Origin of the sequence: Pseudomonas sp. R1-7, assembly GCF_051132105.1 — a bacterium.
Taxonomy (GTDB): domain Bacteria; phylum Pseudomonadota; class Gammaproteobacteria; order Pseudomonadales; family Pseudomonadaceae; genus Aquipseudomonas.
Genome location: NZ_CP071661.1, coordinates 4,756,438 through 4,773,989, shown reverse-complemented (window position 1 = coordinate 4,773,989; position 17,552 = coordinate 4,756,438). Strand labels below are relative to the sequence as shown.

Genomic DNA, 17,552 nt, shown 5'->3' with positions numbered 1-17,552 from the left:
CGAAGGACAAGTCATGACGAAAATACTGGGCATTGCCGAAATCCTGGGAGTCTTCCCGGGCCTGATCAACGCGCGCAGGAGGCGCCGACTCAGCCTGGAAGAATTGAGATTGATCGAGCGCTACCGGGAGCTGTCGGAAAACGACCGGATCGCCATGCGTTGCCTGGTGGATGCGATGCGCAGTGTTTCGCGGTTTTGAATACGGCACTGATGGACGGTTGGATCGGGAAGGGCCGGCGGGCTTCACTGCTCTGACCAATCCTTAGGACGTTCGGTGCGTTGGTGCAGTATCCGCAGGACCTGTAATTGCCCCTGCACGAGCCGGTAGGGGGCAACAAACGGATAGCGCGTCAGCACCAGCTCTCGGATATCGGGAGCGAGTGAGGGACGACCCGAACCAGGAAAGCGTTGCAGTTGCTGCAACGTTTCAAGGATTGTGAGGATGACCTCATCAGCATCGTCCGGGCCGATAGTGTGGGCGTAATATTCATGGATCGAGTCGAGGTCACTCTGTGCTTTGTCGGTCAGTACGATGCTCGGCACGCTTTGCCCACTTAGCCTTCACGGCGTCCAGGTCGGTCAGATGTCCAGCATCGGCATCCGCTATGCCTTCGCTGATCGCTTGCAGATGCCACGATTCGGCTTCCACATATCGAACCAGTGCACGCTTGAGGTGATATTGACGGTCGCGGTCGGTGGCGGCAGCCAGTAAGTCCAGCTGTTGCGCCAGATCTTCCTCCACACGAAAGGACAAAACGGGCGAGGCCATGGTTTATCTCCGGTGTATACGTTGTAGACACCCTAGGTGGCACGAGGATTTCCGTCAACCGGCGAGCGTGCACCGATCGACGAAAACCTTAGCAGGACGAATGCGTGGCAGGCATGGGCATGTGTTGCCAACGTTGTCTTGTCGTCAATGCTTGAACATCACATGCCGCACCACCGTGTAATCCTCCAGCCCATACATGGACATGTCCTTGCCGTAGCCCGACCGTTTCTGACCGCCATGGGGCATTTCGCTGACAAGCATGAAGTGGGTATTTACCCAAGTGCAGCCGTATTGCAGTCGCGCCGAGAGGCGATGGGCTCGGCCGATGTCGGCGGTCCAGACCGATGAGGCCAATCCGTAGTCCGAATCGTTGGCCCAGGCCAGCACTTGGGCTTCATCCAGGAACGGCGTGACGGACACCACCGGGCCGAAGACTTCGCGGCGCACGATTTCGTCATCCTGCTGGGCATCGGCCAGCACCGTCGGTTCGAAGAAAAAGCCGTTGCCCTCTACCGCCTTGCCCCCGGTGACCAAGCGGATATGCGACTGGGCGATGGCCCGCTCGACGAACGCGGCCACCCGGTCGCGGTGCTGGGCGGTAATCAGTGGGCCCATTTCGGTGTCGGGCTCGTTCTGCATACCGTACTTGATGCTGGCGACGGCGGCGCCGAGTTTCTCGACGAATTTGTCGTAGATGCCTTGTTGGGCATAGATACGGCAAGCAGCGGTGCAGTCCTGGCCAGCGTTGTAGAAACCGAAGGTGCGGATACCTTCCACCGCAGCGTCAATGTCGGCGTCGTCGAAGATGATCACCGGGGCTTTGCCACCCAATTCCATGTGCATGCGCTTGACGCTATCGGCAGTGCTGGAAATGATGTTCGAGCCGGTGGCGATCGAGCCTGTCAGGGAAACCATGCGCACTTTGGGGTGCGTAACCAACGGGTTGCCCACGGTCTGTCCACGGCCGAAGATAACGTTGAGCACGCCGGCCGGGAATATCTCGCACGCCAGTTCCGCCAGGCGCAACGCAGTCAGCGGTGTCTGTTCCGACGGCTTGAGCACTACCGTGTTGCCCGCGGCCAACGCCGGGGCGATTTTCCAGGCAACCATCATCAACGGGTAGTTCCACGGTGCGATGGAGGCGATGACGCCGACCGGATCCCGGCGAATCATGGACGTGTGCCCAGGCAGGTATTCGCCGCCCGCCGAGCCGCTCATGCAGCGACTCGCGCCCGCAAAGAAGCGGAACACGTCGGCAATTGCCGGGATTTCGTCATTCAGCGCAGCGCTGAAGGGTTTGCCGCAATTGTCCGACTCCAGTTTCGCCAGTTCCTCGCCATTGGATTCGATGGCATCCGCCAGCTTGAGCAGTAACAGGGAACGGTCCTTGGGCGGCACCTGCGACCAGGATTCAAAGGCGCTGTCGGCGGCGCGCACGGCGGCATCGACCTGGGCTTCGCTGGCTTCGTTGATTTCCACCAGCACCCGGCCCAGGGCCGGATTGAAAACAGCCTGGCCAGGGCCTTCGCCGTTGACCAGGTGGCCGTTGATCAGCAGTTTGGTTTGCATGTCCATGTCCTCTTGAATCTTGTTTGTGATTCCTGTGGGATTCGGTCCCACAGTGACATTCACTTCCCACCACTCCCCGCCACACTCTCACCCCCGCGGGTCAGGTAATACGCACCGAGAATCGGCAACATCGTCACCAACATCACCAGCATCGCCACCACGTTGGTCACCGGCACGTCGCGCGGGCGGCTGAGCTGGTTGAGCAACCAGAGCGGCAAGGTGCGCTCGTGGCCGGCGGTGAAGGTGGTGACGATGATTTCATCGAACGACAGCGCGAATGCCAGCATCCCACCGGCCAGCAGTGCCGATCCGAGGTTGGGCAAGATGATGTAGCGAAAGGTCTGCCACCCGTCGGCGCCCAGGTCCATCGAGGCCTCGATCAGACTATGGGACGTGCGGCGCAGGCGGGCGATGACGTTGTTGTAGACGATCACCACGCAAAAGGTCGCGTGGCCGACGATGATGGTGAACATCCCCGGTTCGATGCCCAGGGTCTTGAAAGTCGCCAACAAGGCGATACCGGTGATGATCCCCGGCAGGGCGATCGGCAGGATCAGCATCAGTGAAATGCCTTGTTTGCCAAAGAAATCCCGGCGATACAGCGCCGCCGAGGCCAGCGTGCCGAGCACCATGGCGATCAGCGTGGCGATGGCTGCTACCTGCAAGGACAACTTGATCGCTTCCAGCACGTCCGGGCGCGAAAAGGCCACGCTGAACCATTTCAAGGTCAGGCCCTTGGGCGGGAAGCTGAACGCAGCGTCTTCGGTATTGAACGCATAAAGAAAGATGATCAGGATCGGAAAGTGCAGGAACACCAGCCCGCCCCATGCCGCGATCCGCAAGCCCCACGACCCTCGAGAGTCAGAGTGCATCGAAAGCCCCCAGTCGCTTGACGATGGATAGATAGACGGCAATCAATACGATCGGCACCAGCGTGAACGCCGCGGCCATGGGCATGTTGCCGATGGCGCCTTGCTGGGCGTAGACCATGCTGCCGACGAAGTAGCCCGGCGGGCCCACCAGTTGCGGCACGATGAAATCCCCCAGGGTCAGCGAGAACGTGAAGATCGAACCCGCTGCGATACCCGGGACCGACAACGGCAGGATCACCTGCATGAACGTCTGGCGTGGCTTGGCGCCCAGGTCCGCCGAGGCCTGCAGCAGCGATGGCGGCAGGCGTTCCAGGGATGCCTGGATCGGCAGGATCATGAACGGCAGCCAGATGTAGACGAACACCAGGAAACGGCCCAGGTGCGAGGTGGACAACGTGCTGCCGCCGACGCCCGGGATTTCCAGTACGAACTGCAACAGCGGCCCCAGGCCCAGGTGCTGGATGAACCATTGCGCCACACCGCCCTTGGCCAGCAGCAGTGTCCAGGCATAGGCCTTGACGATATAGCTGGCCCACATCGGTAGCATGACTGCAATGTAGAAGAATGCCTTGGTCTTGCCGCTGGTGTAGCGCGCCATGTAGTAGGCAATCGGGAACGCGACGATGGCACTGGCGATGGACACCGCGATGGCCATGCTCAGGGTGCGCCAGATGATGTCGAAATTGGACGGCTGGAACAGCGCTGCAAAATTCGCCAGGGTCAGGTCCGGCGTGACCGCCATCGTAAAGTCGTCGAAGGTGTAGAAACCCTGCCAGAGCAAGGTCAGAAGGGAACCCAGGTAGATCGCGCCAAACCAGAGCAGCGGAGGCACGAGCAGCATCGACAGGTAGAGATTGGGCCGTCGGTACAGCAGGTTCGAAAAGCGCCGCAGCGCAGAGCTGTGTGTCGCTGTATGAGTCATGGCCAGGGTGCTCATCTCAGGCCTCGCCGCCGACGGTGTCGTGCAGGGCAACCATCGCTTCGCGGGCCCAGCGCACGGCGAGGTGCTGGCCGGCCTGGTGCCCGGTGCCGTTGTCGCTCCACTGGGTGTTGGCCTGGCTGAGGCTCAAGGTCTGGCCGTTTTCCAGCTTCAATTCGTAGCGTGTCGCACTGCCCTGGTACTGGACGTCATGGAGCAGGCCGCTGACCTCGATTTCATGGCTCGCCAGCGGACCTTCGGCAAAACGCACATGTTCCGGACGAATCGAGAACGGCTGTGGATAACCGCTCAGTTGCCGCGCCAGTTCGCCACGGATCACATTGGAAGTGCCAACGAACTCGGCGACAAAAGTGGTGGCCGGCCGCATGTACAGGTTGCGCGGTGTATCGACCTGTTCAATGCGGCCCTTGTTGAATACCGCCACCCGATCGGACATCGACAACGCTTCGGTCTGGTCGTGGGTGACGAAGATGAAGGTGATGCCCAGCTGGCGTTGCAGCTTCTTCAACTCGCCTTGCATCTGTTCGCGCAGCTTCAGGTCGAGGGCGCCCAGGGGCTCATCCAACAGCAACACCCTTGGTCGATTGACCAGCGCGCGGGCTAGGGCGACACGCTGGCGCTGGCCGCCGGAAAGTTGCACCGGCTTGCGCTCGCCATAGCCGCCCAAGGCAACCATCTCCAACGCTTCGTCGGCGCGCTGGATGCGCTCGGCCTTGGCGACGCCTTTGACCTTCAAGCCGTAGGCGACGTTGTCGCGCACGTTCATGTGGGGAAAGAGGGCGTAGTCCTGGAAAACCGTATTCACGTCCCGCTGGTAGGGCGCCAGTCCCACGGCTTCTTCGCCATGGATACGGATCGAGCCGGCGCTGGGCTGCTCGAACCCGGCGATCAGCCGCAGGCAGGTGGTCTTGCCTGAGCCGGAAGGGCCCAGCATGGAAAAGAACTCGCCGTCCTGGATATCGATGGAGACCCGGTCAACGGCCTTCACATCGCCGAACTGACGGGAAACGTGGCTGAATTGGACTGCAAGCGTCATGGTGCTGGGCTCCGGAAAAGCGGGCTTTCGTTAAATCATTACCAGGGGACAGACACGGACTCGTGGCGAGGGGATAAATCCCCTCGCCACAAAAGCAGTGTTCGGCTGCGGTTAACGCCCACCCATGATCGCAATGTAATCCTGGGTCCAGCGGCTGTACGGCACGAACTTGCCGCCCTCGGCCTGTGGGGTTTTCCAGAAGGCGATCTTGTCGAACTGATCGAAGCCGTTGGTCTTGCAGCCTTCGGCACCCAGCAGTTCGCTGCCCTTGCACGCCTCGGGCACGGCCGGCAGGGAGCCGAACCACGCGGCCACGTCACCCTGGACTTTCGGTTGCAGCGACCAGTCCATCCATTTGTAGGCGCAGTTCGGATGCTTGGCCTCGGCATGCAGCATGGTGGTGTCGGCCCAACCCGTGGCGCCCTCCTTGGGAATGGTCGAGGCGATCGGTTGCTTCTCGTTCATCAGGCCGTTGACCTGGTACGGCCAGGCCCCGGAGGCGACCACGCCTTCATTCTTGAAGTCGCTCATCTGCACGGTGGTGTCATGCCAGTAGCGGTGGATCAGCGGCTGCTGGGCCCGTAGCAATTCGAGCACGGCCTTGTACTGGGCTTCGTCGAGCTGGTACGGGTCCTTGATGCCCAGTTCAGGCTTGGCGGTCTTGAGGTACAACGCCGCGTCGGCGATGTAGATCGGGCCATCGTAGGCTTGCACGCGACCCTTGTTCGGCTTGCCGTCGGGCAGGTTCTGCGCTTCGAACAGCACGCTCCAACTGGCAGGCGCCTGCTTGAACACGCTGGTGTTGTACATCAACACGTTCGGGCCCCACTGGTAAGGCGTGCCGTAGGTCTGCTGGTTGACCACGTACCACGGCGCGTCCTTGAGGCGCGGGTCGAGATTTTTCCAGTTGGCGATCAACGCGGTATTGATCGGCTGCACGCGCTTGCCAGCAATCAGCCGCAACGAGGCGTCGCCCGAGGCGGTGACCAGGTCGTAGCCGCCCTTGGTCATCAGGCTGACCATTTCGTCGGACGTGGCGGCGGTCTTGACGTTGACCTTGCAGCCGGTTTCCTTCTCGAACCCCGTGACCCAGTCGTAGGCCTTGTCGCTTTCACCGCGTTCGATGTAGCCCGGCCAGGCGACGATATCCAATTGGCCTTCGCCGGCGCCAACGGCCTTGAGCGGTTCGGCGGCCTGGAGGCTGACGCTGGTCAGCAGCGCCGTGGTCATTGCGCTGAGCAATACGGTCTTGTGCGCGTACATGGAAATCCCTCTTGCTTTAATTATGGTCGGGGCAGTTTTGAACCGGTGAAGCGCCACGAAGGGCCTGTTATTAGAGTAGTGCTGTTCCTTACAGATGCTGGCTGTGGCGGGCCATGATATGGCGCACCACGCTGTAGTCCTGGAGCGAATCGCTGGACAGATCCTTGCCGTAGCCTGAGCGTTTCAGGCCGCCGTGGGGCATTTCGCTGACCAGCATGAAATGGCTGTTGATCCAAGTGCAGCCGTATTGCAGCCGTGCCGCGACCTGCATCGCCTTGTCGAGATTCTGGGTCCATACCGAGGAGGCCAGGCCATATTCCGAATCGTTGGCCCAGTCCACCGCCTGGCTGAGCTCGTCGAAGCGGGTCACGGTGACCACCGGGCCGAACACTTCCCGTTGGACGATCTCATCGTTTTGCTTGCAGCCGGCCAGCAGCGTCGGTTGATAGTAGAAACCGGCGCCGGAATGCACCGCGGCACCGGTGATGCGTTCGATATGCGGCTGGCCAAGGGCGCGCTCGACGAAACTGGCGACACGGTCGCGCTGGCGCACGCTGATCAACGGGCCGATTTCATTGTCGGCGTCGCGCTTGCCGGCAAAGCGCAGGCTGCCAACCGCTGCGCCGAGTTCGGCCACCAGCCGGTCGTGGATCCCTGCCTGGGCGTAGATCCGGCAGGCGGCGGTGCAATCCTGTCCCGCGTTGTAATAACCATAGGTGCGCACGCCATCGACCACGGCTTGGATGTCGGCGTCGTCACAGACAATCACCGGGGCCTTGCCGCCCAATTCCAGATGCGTGCGCTTGAGGGTTTTCGCCGCCGCCTGGAGGATTTTCTGGCCAGTGACGATATCGCCGGTCAGCGAGACCATGCGCACCTTCGGATGGCTGACCAGATGGCTGCCCACACCTTCGCCGCCACCGCAGATGATATTGATGACGCCGCGCGGCAGGATCTCCGCCAGCATTGGCGCCAGGGCCAGGATCGACAGTGGCGTGTGCTCCGAGGGCTTGAAGACCAAAGTATTGCCGGCAGCCAGGGCCGGGGCGATTTTCCAGGCCGCCATCATGATCGGGTAGTTCCACGGTGCAATGGACGCCACCACGCCGATCGGGTCGCGACGCACCATGCTCGTATAACCGGGTAAGTATTCACCGCTGAGCTGGCCGGTCTGGCAGCGTACGGCGCCGGCAAAGAAACGGAACACATCCACCGTGGCGCTCAAATCATCCTGGCGGGCCAGGTGCAAGGGCTTGCCGCAGTTCAAGGATTCGAGACGAGCCAGAAGGTCGGCGTTTTTTTCGATGGCGCTGGCGATTTCCAACAGCAGGTTCGAGCGCTGCTGCGGCGTGGTCCGTGACCAGCCGTCAAAAGCATGATGAGCTGCGTGGATAGCGCTTTCGACCTGTTCGGTGCTGGCCTCGGCGATGTGCGCCACCACTTCAGCCGTGGCCGGGTTGAGAATCGGCTCGACAAAACCCTCCCCGGCCACCAGTTCTCCGTTGATCAACAACGCGGTACACAACGGGGTTTGCGTGCCAGCCATGTTTTATTTCTCGTTGTCAGCAGCCTTGAGGATTCAGCAAGACTAGTTCGCGCCCGCAAGGCCGACAAATTCGAAATACTCAAGGCTACGTTCGATTAAATCGATGGCTTGCGTCCACTGTGGGATTGTTCCCGGGCGACGGCCAGGAACGGGTCGACCGAGGCCGGTCGCGCGGTTCCCCGGCGCCAGGCCAGCCCGACATCCAGTGTCTGGTTGAGGTCGGCGATGGGTCGCGCCTCGATGATGTCGCCTTCCAGCGACCAGGGGCGGTAGGTCATGTCTGGTTGGATCGAAACGCCCAGGCCGGCCGCCACCAGGCTGCGCACCGCTTCGGTCGACGCGGTGCGCAAGGTGACTTGCGGTTGCAGGCCGGCGCCGCGCCACAGGCGTTGCGCGTTACGATCCATCTCATCGACGTTCAATTGGATCAGCTGTTCCCGGGCGACATCCGCCAGGTGGATGCTGTCGTGCTCAAGCAATGGATGCTGGGCCGGCAGCCACAAGCGATGGGGGGAGTGAGTCAACACTTCGGTCTGCAGGGCGTGGCGGTCTTCCAGGTTGGAGAGGATCAGCACGCCGACGTCGATCTCGCCGCTGACCAGCAAATGCTCGATATAAGGGCGCTCGTCCTCCATCACCCGGATCGCCACATTGGGGTAGGCGCGCTGGAAACGGGTCAGGAGGTCCGCCAGGTAATAGCCGGCGACCAGGCTGGTCACGCCGATGGTAACCTGGCCGGCCACCTGGTCGGTGCTTTGCTGCAGGCTGCGCTTGGCGTTGTCGACAGTAGCGAGGATCAGATGGGCCTGACGCAGGAATTGATGCCCCTGATGGGTCAGCGTCATGCCCTTCGCGTGACGGTTGAACAGGCTGACACCGATTTCCTCTTCCAGTTGCTGGATCGCCAGGGTCAGGGTGGATTGGGAAATGAATGCGGTCTGCGCAGCGGCAGAGATCGAGCCGGTCTCGGCCACCGCGATGAAATGGCGGATCTGGCGCAAGGTCATCATGACGCACATCCTTGGATCGAATTTATCGAGATCATGGAGTGTATATCGTTTTTATCGAATGGCTGCGGCGAGCCCCGGACTGCGCGGGCAACATCTAGAAGCAATCTGGCCAAGGCGACAGGGCACTTTCGTTCTAGGCTGTGGGCCTTATGATCCGGTTAACCCGAATGCGTGGAGGCAGGAAATGAACACCCGTGGATTGCTCGATCAGTTACTCAAGTCCGGTCAGGAAATGCTGCAGAACAAGGCCGGTGGTTCACAGGGCAAGTCGTCATCCGGTGGCCTGGGCGGGTTGCTCGGCGGCTCCGGTAACCTGGGCGGCATGCTGTCCGGCGCGGGAGGCGGGGCATTGGCGGCGAGCGCCATGGGTATGCTGCTGGGCAACAAGAAAGCCCGCAACTTCGGTGGCAAGGCCTTGGCCTATGGCGGCCTGGCTGCCCTGGGCGTGATTGCCTACAAGGCTTACGGCAACTGGCAGGCCCAACAGGGCAGCGCGCCGAAAACCGAACCGCAGACCCTGGATCGCGTCCCGGCGGGGCAGGTCGAGCAGCACAGCCAGGCGATTCTCAAGGCCCTGGTCGCGGCGGCCAAGGCTGATGGCCATGTGGACGAACGCGAGCGGCAACTGATCGAAGGCGAATTCACCAAGCTCGATAACGACCAGGAACTGCAACATTGGCTGCATGCCGAGCTCAACAAACCGCTGGACCCCACGGACGTCGCCCGCGCCGCAAGCACGCCGGAAATCGCCGCCGAAATGTACATCGCCAGCGTGATGTTGGTGGACGAAGAGAATTTCATGGAGAAATCCTACCTCGACGAACTGGCGCGGCAATTGAAGCTGGAGCCAGGGTTGAAGGCAGAACTGGAGAAACAGGTGCGCGAGGCGGTTGCCTGACCATTGCGGCAAGATCCCCGTGGCGAGGGAGCTTGCTCCCGCTGGGTGGCGAAGCCGCCCCGAAAAATGCGCTTGCCGAAGGATTTCATCGGCTGTTTGACGGCGGCTGCGCCGTCGAACCGGAGCAAGTCCCCTCGCCACGAAGTGCGTCGCCACTCTGTACGAAACGGCGACTGAAAAATCTCCCACAACCGCCATACAGACGCCCTACCGCCCTCGGCTATACTCCCGGCAATTCAAAGTGCCCCGAGGTTTTACTGTGAAGAACTGGACGTTGCGCCAACGCATCCTGGCGAGTTTTGCGGTGATCATCACCATCATGCTGCTGATGGTGGTTGTCACGTACTCCCGGTTGTTGAAGATCGAGTCCAGTGAACAGAAGGTGCGTACCGACGCCGTGCCAGGGGTGTATTACAGCTCCATGATCCGGGGCGGTTGGGTCGACAGCTACGTCAAGACCCAGCAACTCGTCGGCCTTTCCGGCCAACGGGAAATCACCGCCGAAGACCAGGCGCTCTACCAGGGTTACGAAAAACACCTGCGTGAGGAAATCCAGAACTATCAAAAGCTCATCGAGGACCCGGCGGACCAGGCTTCGTTCGATGAGTTCGAAGTCAACCACCAGGACTTCAACAAAGCCTTGGCCAAGGTGTTGGACCTGTATCAGCGCAAGGATTACGAAGGCGCCAGGCTGGCCCTGGAAAAAGAACTGACGCCGGCATGGCTCGCCGGTCGCGTGCATTTGAACCAGATCATCGAGCGTAATCGTGAGCTGGCGGAGCAAGCTTCCCTGACCATTGGCCGTGCGGTGACGGGGGCCGAGATCGCCATGGGCTTGTCGTTCCTGGTCGCGGTGCTCGTCGCCGTGCTGTGCGGCTTGTTGCTGATGCGCGCGATCATGGGGCCGATGAACCGCATCGTCGAGATTCTCGAGATCATGCGCAGCGGCGATCTTAGTCGACGCCTGAACCTGGCCCGCAAAGACGAATTCGGCGCCGTCGAAACCGGCTTCAACGACATGATGGCCGAGCTGACCTCCCTGGTGTCCCAGGCCCAGCGCTCTTCCGTGCAGGTCACCACATCGGTCACCGAGATCGCCGCTACCTCCCGGGAGCAGCAGGCCACGGCCACCGAAACCGCCGCCACCACCACTGAGATTGGCGCGACATCCCGCGAAATCGCCGCCACGTCCCGCGACCTGGTTCGCACCATGACCGAAGTGTCCACCGCCGCTGACCAGGCCTCGGTGGCGGCCGGCTCGGGCCAGCAAGGCCTGGCGCGCATGGAAGAAACCATGCATTCAGTGATGGGCGCGGCCGACCTGGTCAACGCAAAACTGGCGATCCTCAACGAGAAGGCCGGCAACATCAACCAGGTGGTGGTGACCATCGTCAAGGTTGCCGACCAGACTAACCTGCTGTCGCTCAACGCCGCCATCGAGGCCGAAAAAGCGGGCGAGTACGGTCGCGGTTTTGCCGTGGTCGCCACCGAAGTGCGGCGGTTGGCCGACCAGACCGCCGTCGCCACTTACGACATCGAACAGATGGTCCGCGAGATCCAATCCGCTGTGTCGGCCGGTGTGATGGGCATGGACAAGTTTTCCGAAGAAGTACGCCGTGGCATGGCCGAGGTGCAGCAGGTGGGCGAGCAGTTGTCGCAGATCATCCATCAGGTCCAGGCGCTGGCGCCGCGGGTGCTGATGGTCAACGAGGGCATGCAGGCCCAGGCCACCGGGGCCGAGCAGATCAACCACGCCTTGGTGCAACTGGGCGATGCCAGTAGCCAGACCGTGGAATCCCTGCGCCAGGCCAGTTCCGCCATCGACGAACTCAGTCAGGTGGCGGTGGGACTGCGCAGCGGCGTCTCGCGTTTCAAAGTCTGATGGGCGAGCCAGAAGCCCGCCGTGGCGCCGCGCAGCCGGCCCGGAAAACGTTGTTCCTGGTGTTCTGCATCGGTAACGAGCGCTACGCCCTGCAAGCCATCGATGTGGTGGAAGTGCTGCCGCGCCTGTCGCTCAAGCCGATTGCCCGAATGCCGTCCTGGGTGGCCGGCATATTTGCCTGGCGCGGGGCCGTGGTGCCGGTGATCGATCTGTGCGCCCTGACCTTCGGCCAGGACGCCGAGGCGCGCACCAGTACCCGGCTCGTACTGGTGCATTATCGGCCGCAGGGGCAGGAAACCGGACAGGTGCTGGGCTTGATACTGGAGCAGGCTACCGACACCTTGCGCTGCGATCCGGCGGATTTCAAACCCTATGGCCTGGACAATCGCCAGGCGCCTTACCTCGGCCCGGTACGCGAAGACGCCCAAGGCATGCTGCAATGGGTGCGGGTCAACGATTTGCTCGACGAGTCGGTTCGCGCACTGCTGTTTCCCTCGCCGCCGCTGAGCCTCGATGGCTTCGAGGAACAGCCATGAATAACGACCAGCGTTTTTTCGATTTCCTCAAGGAGCGCATCGGCCTGGACGTGACCTCCGTCGGCACCGCCATCATCGAGCGGGCCGTGCGCCAACGCGTGCTCGCCGTCCCCGGGCGAACCACCGACGAGTATTGGCAGTCCCTGCAGCATTCCGCGCAGGAGCAGCAGGCGCTGATCGAAGCCGTGATCGTCCCGGAAACCTGGTTCTTTCGTTACCCTGAATCCTTCGCGACGCTGGCCCGACTGGCCAGCCGGCGCCTCGCCGACATCAACCACCTGCGCGCCCTGCGCATCCTCAGTTTGCCGTGCTCCACGGGCGAAGAACCGTATTCGATCGCCATGGCGCTGTTTGACGCGGGCCTAGGGGGCCATCAGTTCAAGGTCGATGCCATGGACGTCAGCCCTCTGTCCGTCGATAAAGCCAGGCAAGCGCGTTATGGCAGGAACTCCTTCCGGGGCGCCGACCTCGGCTTCCGTGAACGGTACTTCAACGCCGAAGACGAGGGCTATCGCCTCGACGACCGCGTGCGCGAACAGGTGCGCCTGCAAGTGGGCAACCTGCTTGATCCGGCCTTGCTGGTGAACGAGGCGCCTTATGATTTCGTCTTTTGCCGCAACCTGCTGATCTATTTCGATCAGCCGACCCAACAACAAGTGTTCGAAGTACTCAAGCGCCTGACCCATCAGGACGGCGTTCTGTTCATCGGCCCCGCCGAAGGCAGTCTGCTGGGACGGCTAGGCATGCGCTCGATCGGCATCGCCCAGTCATTCGCGTTCAGCCGCCAGGGCGCCCCCGAGCCGCAACCGCTGCCGGCATTGATGCCGACGCCATTGCCGATTCGCCAGCCGCCGCCACGGGTTGTTCCGCCCGTCATAGGGCCTCGACCCTTCGCCAGCGCCGCGACGCCGATTGCCGAAGTGAAAAACAACGACGCCGCGACGCTCCTGGCCAATATTGCCGCCCTCGCCAACGGCGGGAAAAGCGTCGAGGCCCGTGTGGCTTGCGAAGAATACTTGTGCAGCCACGCGCCCAACGCCCAGGTGTTCTATTGGTTGGGCCTGCTCAGCGACATGGCGGGCAGTGCGCTCGAAGCCCAGGGTTTCTATCGCAAGGCGCTGTATCTTGAGCCGCAACACGCCGAGGCCCTGGTGCACCTGGCGGCGCTGCTGGCTTCCCAGGGAGACGCGGCTGGCGCCCGTCGATTGCAGGAACGCGCGGCCCGCAGCGGGCGCACGGCAAACAGTGAGCACAAACGATGAGCGGTTCGGCTTCCTATAACGTGACCCACGACGATGCCCAGGCCATCGATGACTGCTGGAACCGCATCGGTGTCCATGGCGACAAGTCCTGCCCGTTGCTGGCCGAGCATATCCATTGCCGAAACTGCTCGGTGTACTCGGCCGCCGCCACACGCCTGCTCGACCGTTACGCCCTGCGCCAGGACGATCATGACCGGGCCCACGCTCCGGTGGACAGCGATGTCGTCACTCGCTCGTTATTGATGTTTCGCCTCGGCGAAGAATGGCTCGGCCTGAGCACTCGCAGCCTGGTGGAAGTGGCGCCAGTGCAGGCTATCCACTCGTTGCCCCACCAGCGCTCGCGGGCCCTGTTGGGCGTGGCGAACGTGCGCGGAGCCCTGGTGGCCTGCTTGTCGTTGGTGGAACTGCTGGGGTTGGAGCCGGGTTCGGCGACGTCCTCCGGTGGTCGGATCATGCCGCGCATGCTGATCGTCGCCGCGCAGGGCGGGCCGGTGCTGATGCCGGTGGATGAGGTGGACGGCATTCATGCCATCGACGAACGCATCCTGGCCGGCGCTTCGCAATCAAAGGGCAAATACACCCGTGGCGTGCTGCCGTACAAAGGTCGCAGCCTGCGTTGGCTGGATGAAGAGCAACTGTTGTCCGCCGTGTCCCGGAGCCTGTCATGACCCCCGATCAGATGCGCGACGCCTCGTTGCTGGAGCTGTTCAGCCTGGAAGCCGAAGCCCAGGTCCAGGTGTTGAGCGCCGGCCTGCTGGCTCTGGAGCGTGACCCGACCCAGGCCGATCACCTTGAGTCGTGCATGCGCGCAGCCCATTCGCTCAAGGGCGCGGCGCGAATTGTCGGGGTCGATGCCGGGGTCAGCGTGGCCCACGTGATGGAGGATTGCCTGGTCAGTGCCCAGGAGCGGCGCATGGTGTTGGGCGCCGAACATATCGACGCCTTGCTCCAGGGCACCGATCTGTTGACCCGCATCGCGACGCCTGGCAACACCGTCGGAGCCGAGGAGATCGAGGCCTATGTCGCCCTGTTGGGGCGCCTGCTGGATCCTGCCGCTGCGCCGGCATCAATGGCCGCGCCGCCGCGAATCGAAATACCCGTCGAGCCCGTGCGCGTCGAAATGCCTGATTTTGCGCCCATGGAGCCCATCGAGCCGGTCGCTCGAAAAAAACGTGTCACCGAAGATGGCGAGCGGGTCTTGCGGGTCACGGCGGGCCGCCTCAATAGCCTGTTGGACTTGTCGAGCAAGTCCCTGGTGGAAACCCAGCGCCTCAAGCCTTGGCTGGCGACGATGCAACGCCTCAAGCGCCAGCAAAGCAGTGGCCTGCGCGCCCTTGAAGATTTGAACGTGCATCTCAAGGATCACGCCTTGAGTCTCCAGGCCCAGGAAGCGCTCAACGATGCCCGGCGCCTGCTGGCCGAAACCCAGCAAGTGCTGGTGCAAAAGATCGCTGAGCTGGACGAGTTCGCCTGGCAGGGCAGCCAGCGGGCGCAGGTGCTGTACGACACGGCGTTGGCTTGTCGCATGCGACCGTTTGCCGATGTGCTCTCGGGCCAGGTGCGGATGGTCCGTGACTTGGGCCGTAGCCTCGGCAAACAGGTGCGCCTGGAAATCGAAGGGGAGAAGACCCAGGTCGACCGTGATGTCCTGGAGAAGCTCGAAGCGCCGCTGACGCACCTGCTGCGCAATGCCGTGGACCACGGCATCGAAACGCCGGAGCAGCGGCTGTTGGCCGGCAAGCCCGCCGAAGGGCTGATTCGCCTGCGCGCCTCACACCAGGCCGGCCTGTTGGTGCTGGAACTGTCGGACGATGGCGGCGGCGTGGACCTGGAGCGGGTGCGCCGAACGATTGTGGAGCGTGGGCTTTCTACCGAGCAGACCGCCGCCAGCCTGAGCGAAGAAGAACTGCTGGCGTTTTTGTTCCTGCCGGGCTTCAGCCTGCGGGACAAGGTCACCGAGGTGTCCGGCCGCGGTGTCGGCCTGGATGCGGTCCAGCATATGGTCCGCCAGTTACGCGGGGCGGTGGTGCTGGAACAGACGGCGGGCGAGGGCAGTCGTTTCCATCTCGAGGTGCCGCTGACGCTTTCGGTGGTGCGCAGCCTGGTGGTGGAAGTCGGCGGCGAAGCCTACGCCTTCCCGCTGGCCCACATCGAACGCATGTGCGACCTGGCGCCCGATGACATCGTCCTGGTCGAGGGTCGCCAGCATTTCTGGCACGAAGGCCGGCACGTGGGCCTGGTTGCCGCGACGCAGTTGCTCAACCGTCCGGTCACGCCCAACAGTGGCCAGGCCCTCAAGGTCGTGGTGATCCGCGAGCGGGAGGTGATCTACGGCGTGGCGGTGGAGCGATTCATCGGTGAGCGAACGCTGGTGGTCCTGCCCCTGGATGAGCGCTTGGGCAAGGTCCAGGATATTTCCGCCGGGGCCTTGCTCGACGATGGCTCAGTGGTGTTGATCGTCGACGTCGAGGACCTGCTGCGCTCGGTGGAAAAGTTGCTCGACACCGGGCGACTGGAGCGGATCGCCCGACAGAACGAGGCCCAGGCGCCGCGCAAGCGGATCCTCGTCGTCGACGACTCCCTGACCGTGCGTGAACTGGAGCGCAAGCTGTTGCTCAATCGCGGTTATGACGTGGCGGTGGCCGTGGACGGCATGGACGGCTGGAATGCGTTGCGCTCGGAGGACTTCGACTTGCTCATCACGGACATCGACATGCCGCGCATGGACGGTATCGAACTGGTGTCATTGCTGCGGCGCGACAACCGCCTGCAATCGCTACCGGTGATGGTGGTTTCTTACAAGGATCGCGAAGAAGATCGCCGCCGTGGCCTGGATGCCGGCGCCGACTACTATCTAGCCAAGGCGAGTTTTCATGACGACGCCTTGCTCGACGCCGTGGTCGAATTGATCGGAGGAGCACGCGCTTGAAGATCGCCATCGTCAATGACATGCCCCTGGCGGTCGAAGCCCTGCGCCGCGCACTGGCGCTGGAGCCGGCGCATCAGTTGGTCTGGGTCGCCGCCAACGGTGCCGAGGCGGTGCAACGTTGTCATGAATACACGCCGGACCTGATCCTGATGGACCTGTTCATGCCGATCATGGATGGCGTGGAGGCGACCCGGCGGATCATGGCGGACACGCCGTGTGCCATCGTGATTGTCACCGGCGACAGCCGGCAGAACGTCCACCAGGTGTTCGAAGCCATGGGGCATGGTGCCCTGGACGTGGTCGACACGCCGGCCTTGGGCGTCGGCAAGCCCGAAGACGCCGCAGCACCGCTGCTGCGCAAGATCGCCAACATCGGCTGGCTGATTGGCGATCGTGGTGGCCGCGACCACGCCGCGCCGGCTGCGCATCGGGCATCGTCGTCACGCAAGAGCTTGGTGGCGATCGGGTCGTCGGCGGGTGGCCCGGCTGCATTGGAGGCACTGCTCAAGGGATTGCCGCGAGATTTTGCCCCGGCCATCGTGCTGGTCCAGCATGTCGACGAGGTGTTTGCCGCCGGCATGGCCGAGTGGCTCAGCGGCGTGTCGGGACTCAACGTCCGCCTGGCCCGCGAGGGTGAGGCGCCGCAAGGCGGGACGGTGTTGCTGGCCGGGACCAATCACCATCTGCGCCTGTTGAAAAACGGCACGCTGGCCTACACCGCCGAGCCGGTCAACGAGATCTATCGGCCCTCCATCGATGTGTTTTTCGAGAGTGTCGCCCGTTTCTGGGGCGGTGATGCGGTGGGCGTCTTGCTCACCGGCATGGGGCGCGACGGTGCGCAAGGGCTTAAACTCATGCGCCAGCAGGGCTGCGTGACGATCGCCCAGGACCAGCAGAGTAGCGCGGTGTACGGCATGCCCAAGGCAGCGGTGGCCATCGATGCGGCCACGCAGGTCCTTGCGCTGGATAGAATAGCGCCACGCTTGGTGCAGATTTTCACCCAATGACGAACCCCCGCACCCCAGGCAGTATTCAGGTGA

The 17,552-nt window shown here is 62.6% G+C and carries 17 protein-coding genes; 8 read left to right on the top strand and 9 right to left on the bottom strand.

Annotated features, from left to right (window positions below):
- The first annotated feature begins 13 nt into the window (after positions 1–13).
- Positions 14–199, top strand: a complete 186-nt coding sequence (locus J3P79_RS21410; RefSeq protein WP_434605566.1) for a hypothetical protein — start codon at positions 14–16, stop codon at positions 197–199.
- A 44-nt stretch (positions 200–243) separates the two neighbouring features.
- Here J3P79_RS21410 and J3P79_RS21405 read toward each other — a convergent pair whose 3' ends face one another.
- The 9 genes from J3P79_RS21405 to J3P79_RS21365 all read right to left on the bottom strand — a co-directional run bounded on the left by J3P79_RS21405 (position 244) and on the right by J3P79_RS21365 (position 9,005).
- Positions 244–543 carry a type II toxin-antitoxin system RelE/ParE family toxin gene (locus J3P79_RS21405; RefSeq protein WP_434605565.1) on the bottom strand — a complete coding sequence of 100 codons (300 nt, stop codon included), beginning with the start codon at positions 541–543 and terminating at the stop codon, positions 244–246.
- A complete protein-coding gene (locus tag J3P79_RS21400; protein ID WP_434605564.1) occupies positions 506–769 on the bottom strand; it encodes a CopG family ribbon-helix-helix protein in 264 nt (87 codons plus the stop codon). Before J3P79_RS21400 ends, J3P79_RS21405 begins: the two co-directional genes overlap by 38 nt.
- Before the next feature lie 144 nt (positions 770–913).
- Entirely contained in the window at positions 914–2,338 is a 1,425-nt protein-coding gene (locus tag J3P79_RS21395) for a gamma-aminobutyraldehyde dehydrogenase (RefSeq protein ID WP_434605563.1), read from the bottom strand.
- A gap of 59 nt (positions 2,339–2,397) precedes the next feature.
- Positions 2,398–3,210, bottom strand: coding sequence for an ABC transporter permease (locus J3P79_RS21390; protein WP_434605562.1), 813 nt, complete (start codon positions 3,208–3,210; stop codon positions 2,398–2,400).
- A complete protein-coding gene (locus tag J3P79_RS21385; protein ID WP_434605560.1) occupies positions 3,200–4,147 on the bottom strand; it encodes an ABC transporter permease in 948 nt (315 codons plus the stop codon). Before J3P79_RS21385 ends, J3P79_RS21390 begins: the two co-directional genes overlap by 11 nt.
- A gap of 1 nt (position 4,148) precedes the next feature.
- Entirely contained in the window at positions 4,149–5,186 is a 1,038-nt protein-coding gene (locus J3P79_RS21380) for an ABC transporter ATP-binding protein (RefSeq protein WP_434605558.1), read from the bottom strand.
- A 111-nt stretch (positions 5,187–5,297) separates the two neighbouring features.
- Positions 5,298–6,449 carry a putative ABC transporter substrate-binding protein YdcS gene (gene ydcS, locus J3P79_RS21375; protein WP_434605556.1) on the bottom strand — a complete coding sequence of 384 codons (1,152 nt, stop codon included), beginning with the start codon at positions 6,447–6,449 and terminating at the stop codon, positions 5,298–5,300.
- A gap of 88 nt (positions 6,450–6,537) precedes the next feature.
- Complete coding sequence (locus tag J3P79_RS21370; RefSeq protein ID WP_434605554.1) at positions 6,538–7,995, bottom strand: gamma-aminobutyraldehyde dehydrogenase; 1,458 nt, start codon at positions 7,993–7,995, stop codon at positions 6,538–6,540.
- Positions 7,996–8,090: 95 nt separating this feature from the next.
- Positions 8,091–9,005 carry a LysR family transcriptional regulator gene (locus J3P79_RS21365; RefSeq protein ID WP_434605552.1) on the bottom strand — a complete coding sequence of 305 codons (915 nt, stop codon included), beginning with the start codon at positions 9,003–9,005 and terminating at the stop codon, positions 8,091–8,093.
- A gap of 184 nt (positions 9,006–9,189) precedes the next feature.
- Here J3P79_RS21365 and J3P79_RS21360 point away from each other — a divergent pair, with 184 nt between their 5' ends.
- From J3P79_RS21360 to J3P79_RS21330, 7 genes are all read left to right on the top strand, one after another.
- On the top strand, positions 9,190–9,903 hold the full coding sequence (locus J3P79_RS21360) for a tellurite resistance TerB family protein (protein ID WP_434605550.1): 714 nt from the start codon (positions 9,190–9,192) through the stop codon (positions 9,901–9,903).
- Positions 9,904–10,162: 259 nt separating this feature from the next.
- Positions 10,163–11,785 (top strand): methyl-accepting chemotaxis protein, encoded by a 1,623-nt coding sequence (locus J3P79_RS21355; RefSeq protein WP_434605549.1) that lies wholly within the window; start codon positions 10,163–10,165, stop codon positions 11,783–11,785.
- Entirely contained in the window at positions 11,785–12,321 is a 537-nt protein-coding gene (locus J3P79_RS21350) for a chemotaxis protein CheW (protein WP_434605547.1), read from the top strand. The genes J3P79_RS21355 and J3P79_RS21350 overlap by 1 nt, the downstream gene beginning before the upstream one ends.
- Complete coding sequence (locus J3P79_RS21345) at positions 12,318–13,583, top strand: CheR family methyltransferase (protein WP_434605546.1); 1,266 nt, start codon at positions 12,318–12,320, stop codon at positions 13,581–13,583. The genes J3P79_RS21350 and J3P79_RS21345 overlap by 4 nt, the downstream gene beginning before the upstream one ends.
- Positions 13,580–14,251, top strand: coding sequence for a chemotaxis protein CheW (locus J3P79_RS21340; protein WP_434605545.1), 672 nt, complete (start codon positions 13,580–13,582; stop codon positions 14,249–14,251). Before J3P79_RS21345 ends, J3P79_RS21340 begins: the two co-directional genes overlap by 4 nt.
- The gene (locus J3P79_RS21335) at positions 14,248–16,512 is read left to right on the top strand and encodes a hybrid sensor histidine kinase/response regulator (RefSeq protein ID WP_434605544.1); all 2,265 of its coding nucleotides are present in this window, start codon (positions 14,248–14,250) and stop codon (positions 16,510–16,512) included. Before J3P79_RS21340 ends, J3P79_RS21335 begins: the two co-directional genes overlap by 4 nt.
- Complete coding sequence (locus tag J3P79_RS21330; RefSeq protein ID WP_434605542.1) at positions 16,509–17,519, top strand: chemotaxis response regulator protein-glutamate methylesterase; 1,011 nt, start codon at positions 16,509–16,511, stop codon at positions 17,517–17,519. The genes J3P79_RS21335 and J3P79_RS21330 overlap by 4 nt, the downstream gene beginning before the upstream one ends.
- Positions 17,520–17,552 lie beyond the last annotated feature (33 nt).

Bases quoted from the DNA above. Each gene is read 5' to 3' on its own strand.
- J3P79_RS21410 (WP_434605566.1), top strand. From the start codon at position 14: ATGACGAAAATACTGGGCATTGCCGAAATCCTGGGAGTCTTCCCGGGC.
- J3P79_RS21400 (WP_434605564.1), bottom strand. From the start codon at position 769: ATGGCCTCGCCCGTTTTGTCCTTTCGTGTGGAGGAAGATCTGGCGCAA.
- J3P79_RS21395 (WP_434605563.1), bottom strand. From the start codon at position 2,338: ATGCAAACCAAACTGCTGATCAACGGCCACCTGGTCAACGGCGAAGGC.
- J3P79_RS21390 (WP_434605562.1), bottom strand. From the start codon at position 3,210: ATGCACTCTGACTCTCGAGGGTCGTGGGGCTTGCGGATCGCGGCATGG.
- J3P79_RS21385 (WP_434605560.1), bottom strand. From the start codon at position 4,147: ATGAGCACCCTGGCCATGACTCATACAGCGACACACAGCTCTGCGCTG.
- J3P79_RS21380 (WP_434605558.1), bottom strand. From the start codon at position 5,186: ATGACGCTTGCAGTCCAATTCAGCCACGTTTCCCGTCAGTTCGGCGAT.
- ydcS (WP_434605556.1), bottom strand. From the start codon at position 6,449: ATGTACGCGCACAAGACCGTATTGCTCAGCGCAATGACCACGGCGCTG.
- J3P79_RS21370 (WP_434605554.1), bottom strand. From the start codon at position 7,995: ATGGCTGGCACGCAAACCCCGTTGTGTACCGCGTTGTTGATCAACGGA.
- J3P79_RS21365 (WP_434605552.1), bottom strand. From the start codon at position 9,005: ATGATGACCTTGCGCCAGATCCGCCATTTCATCGCGGTGGCCGAGACC.
- J3P79_RS21360 (WP_434605550.1), top strand. From the start codon at position 9,190: ATGAACACCCGTGGATTGCTCGATCAGTTACTCAAGTCCGGTCAGGAA.
- J3P79_RS21350 (WP_434605547.1), top strand. From the start codon at position 11,785: ATGGGCGAGCCAGAAGCCCGCCGTGGCGCCGCGCAGCCGGCCCGGAAA.
- J3P79_RS21345 (WP_434605546.1), top strand. From the start codon at position 12,318: ATGAATAACGACCAGCGTTTTTTCGATTTCCTCAAGGAGCGCATCGGC.
- J3P79_RS21340 (WP_434605545.1), top strand. From the start codon at position 13,580: ATGAGCGGTTCGGCTTCCTATAACGTGACCCACGACGATGCCCAGGCC.
- J3P79_RS21335 (WP_434605544.1), top strand. From the start codon at position 14,248: ATGACCCCCGATCAGATGCGCGACGCCTCGTTGCTGGAGCTGTTCAGC.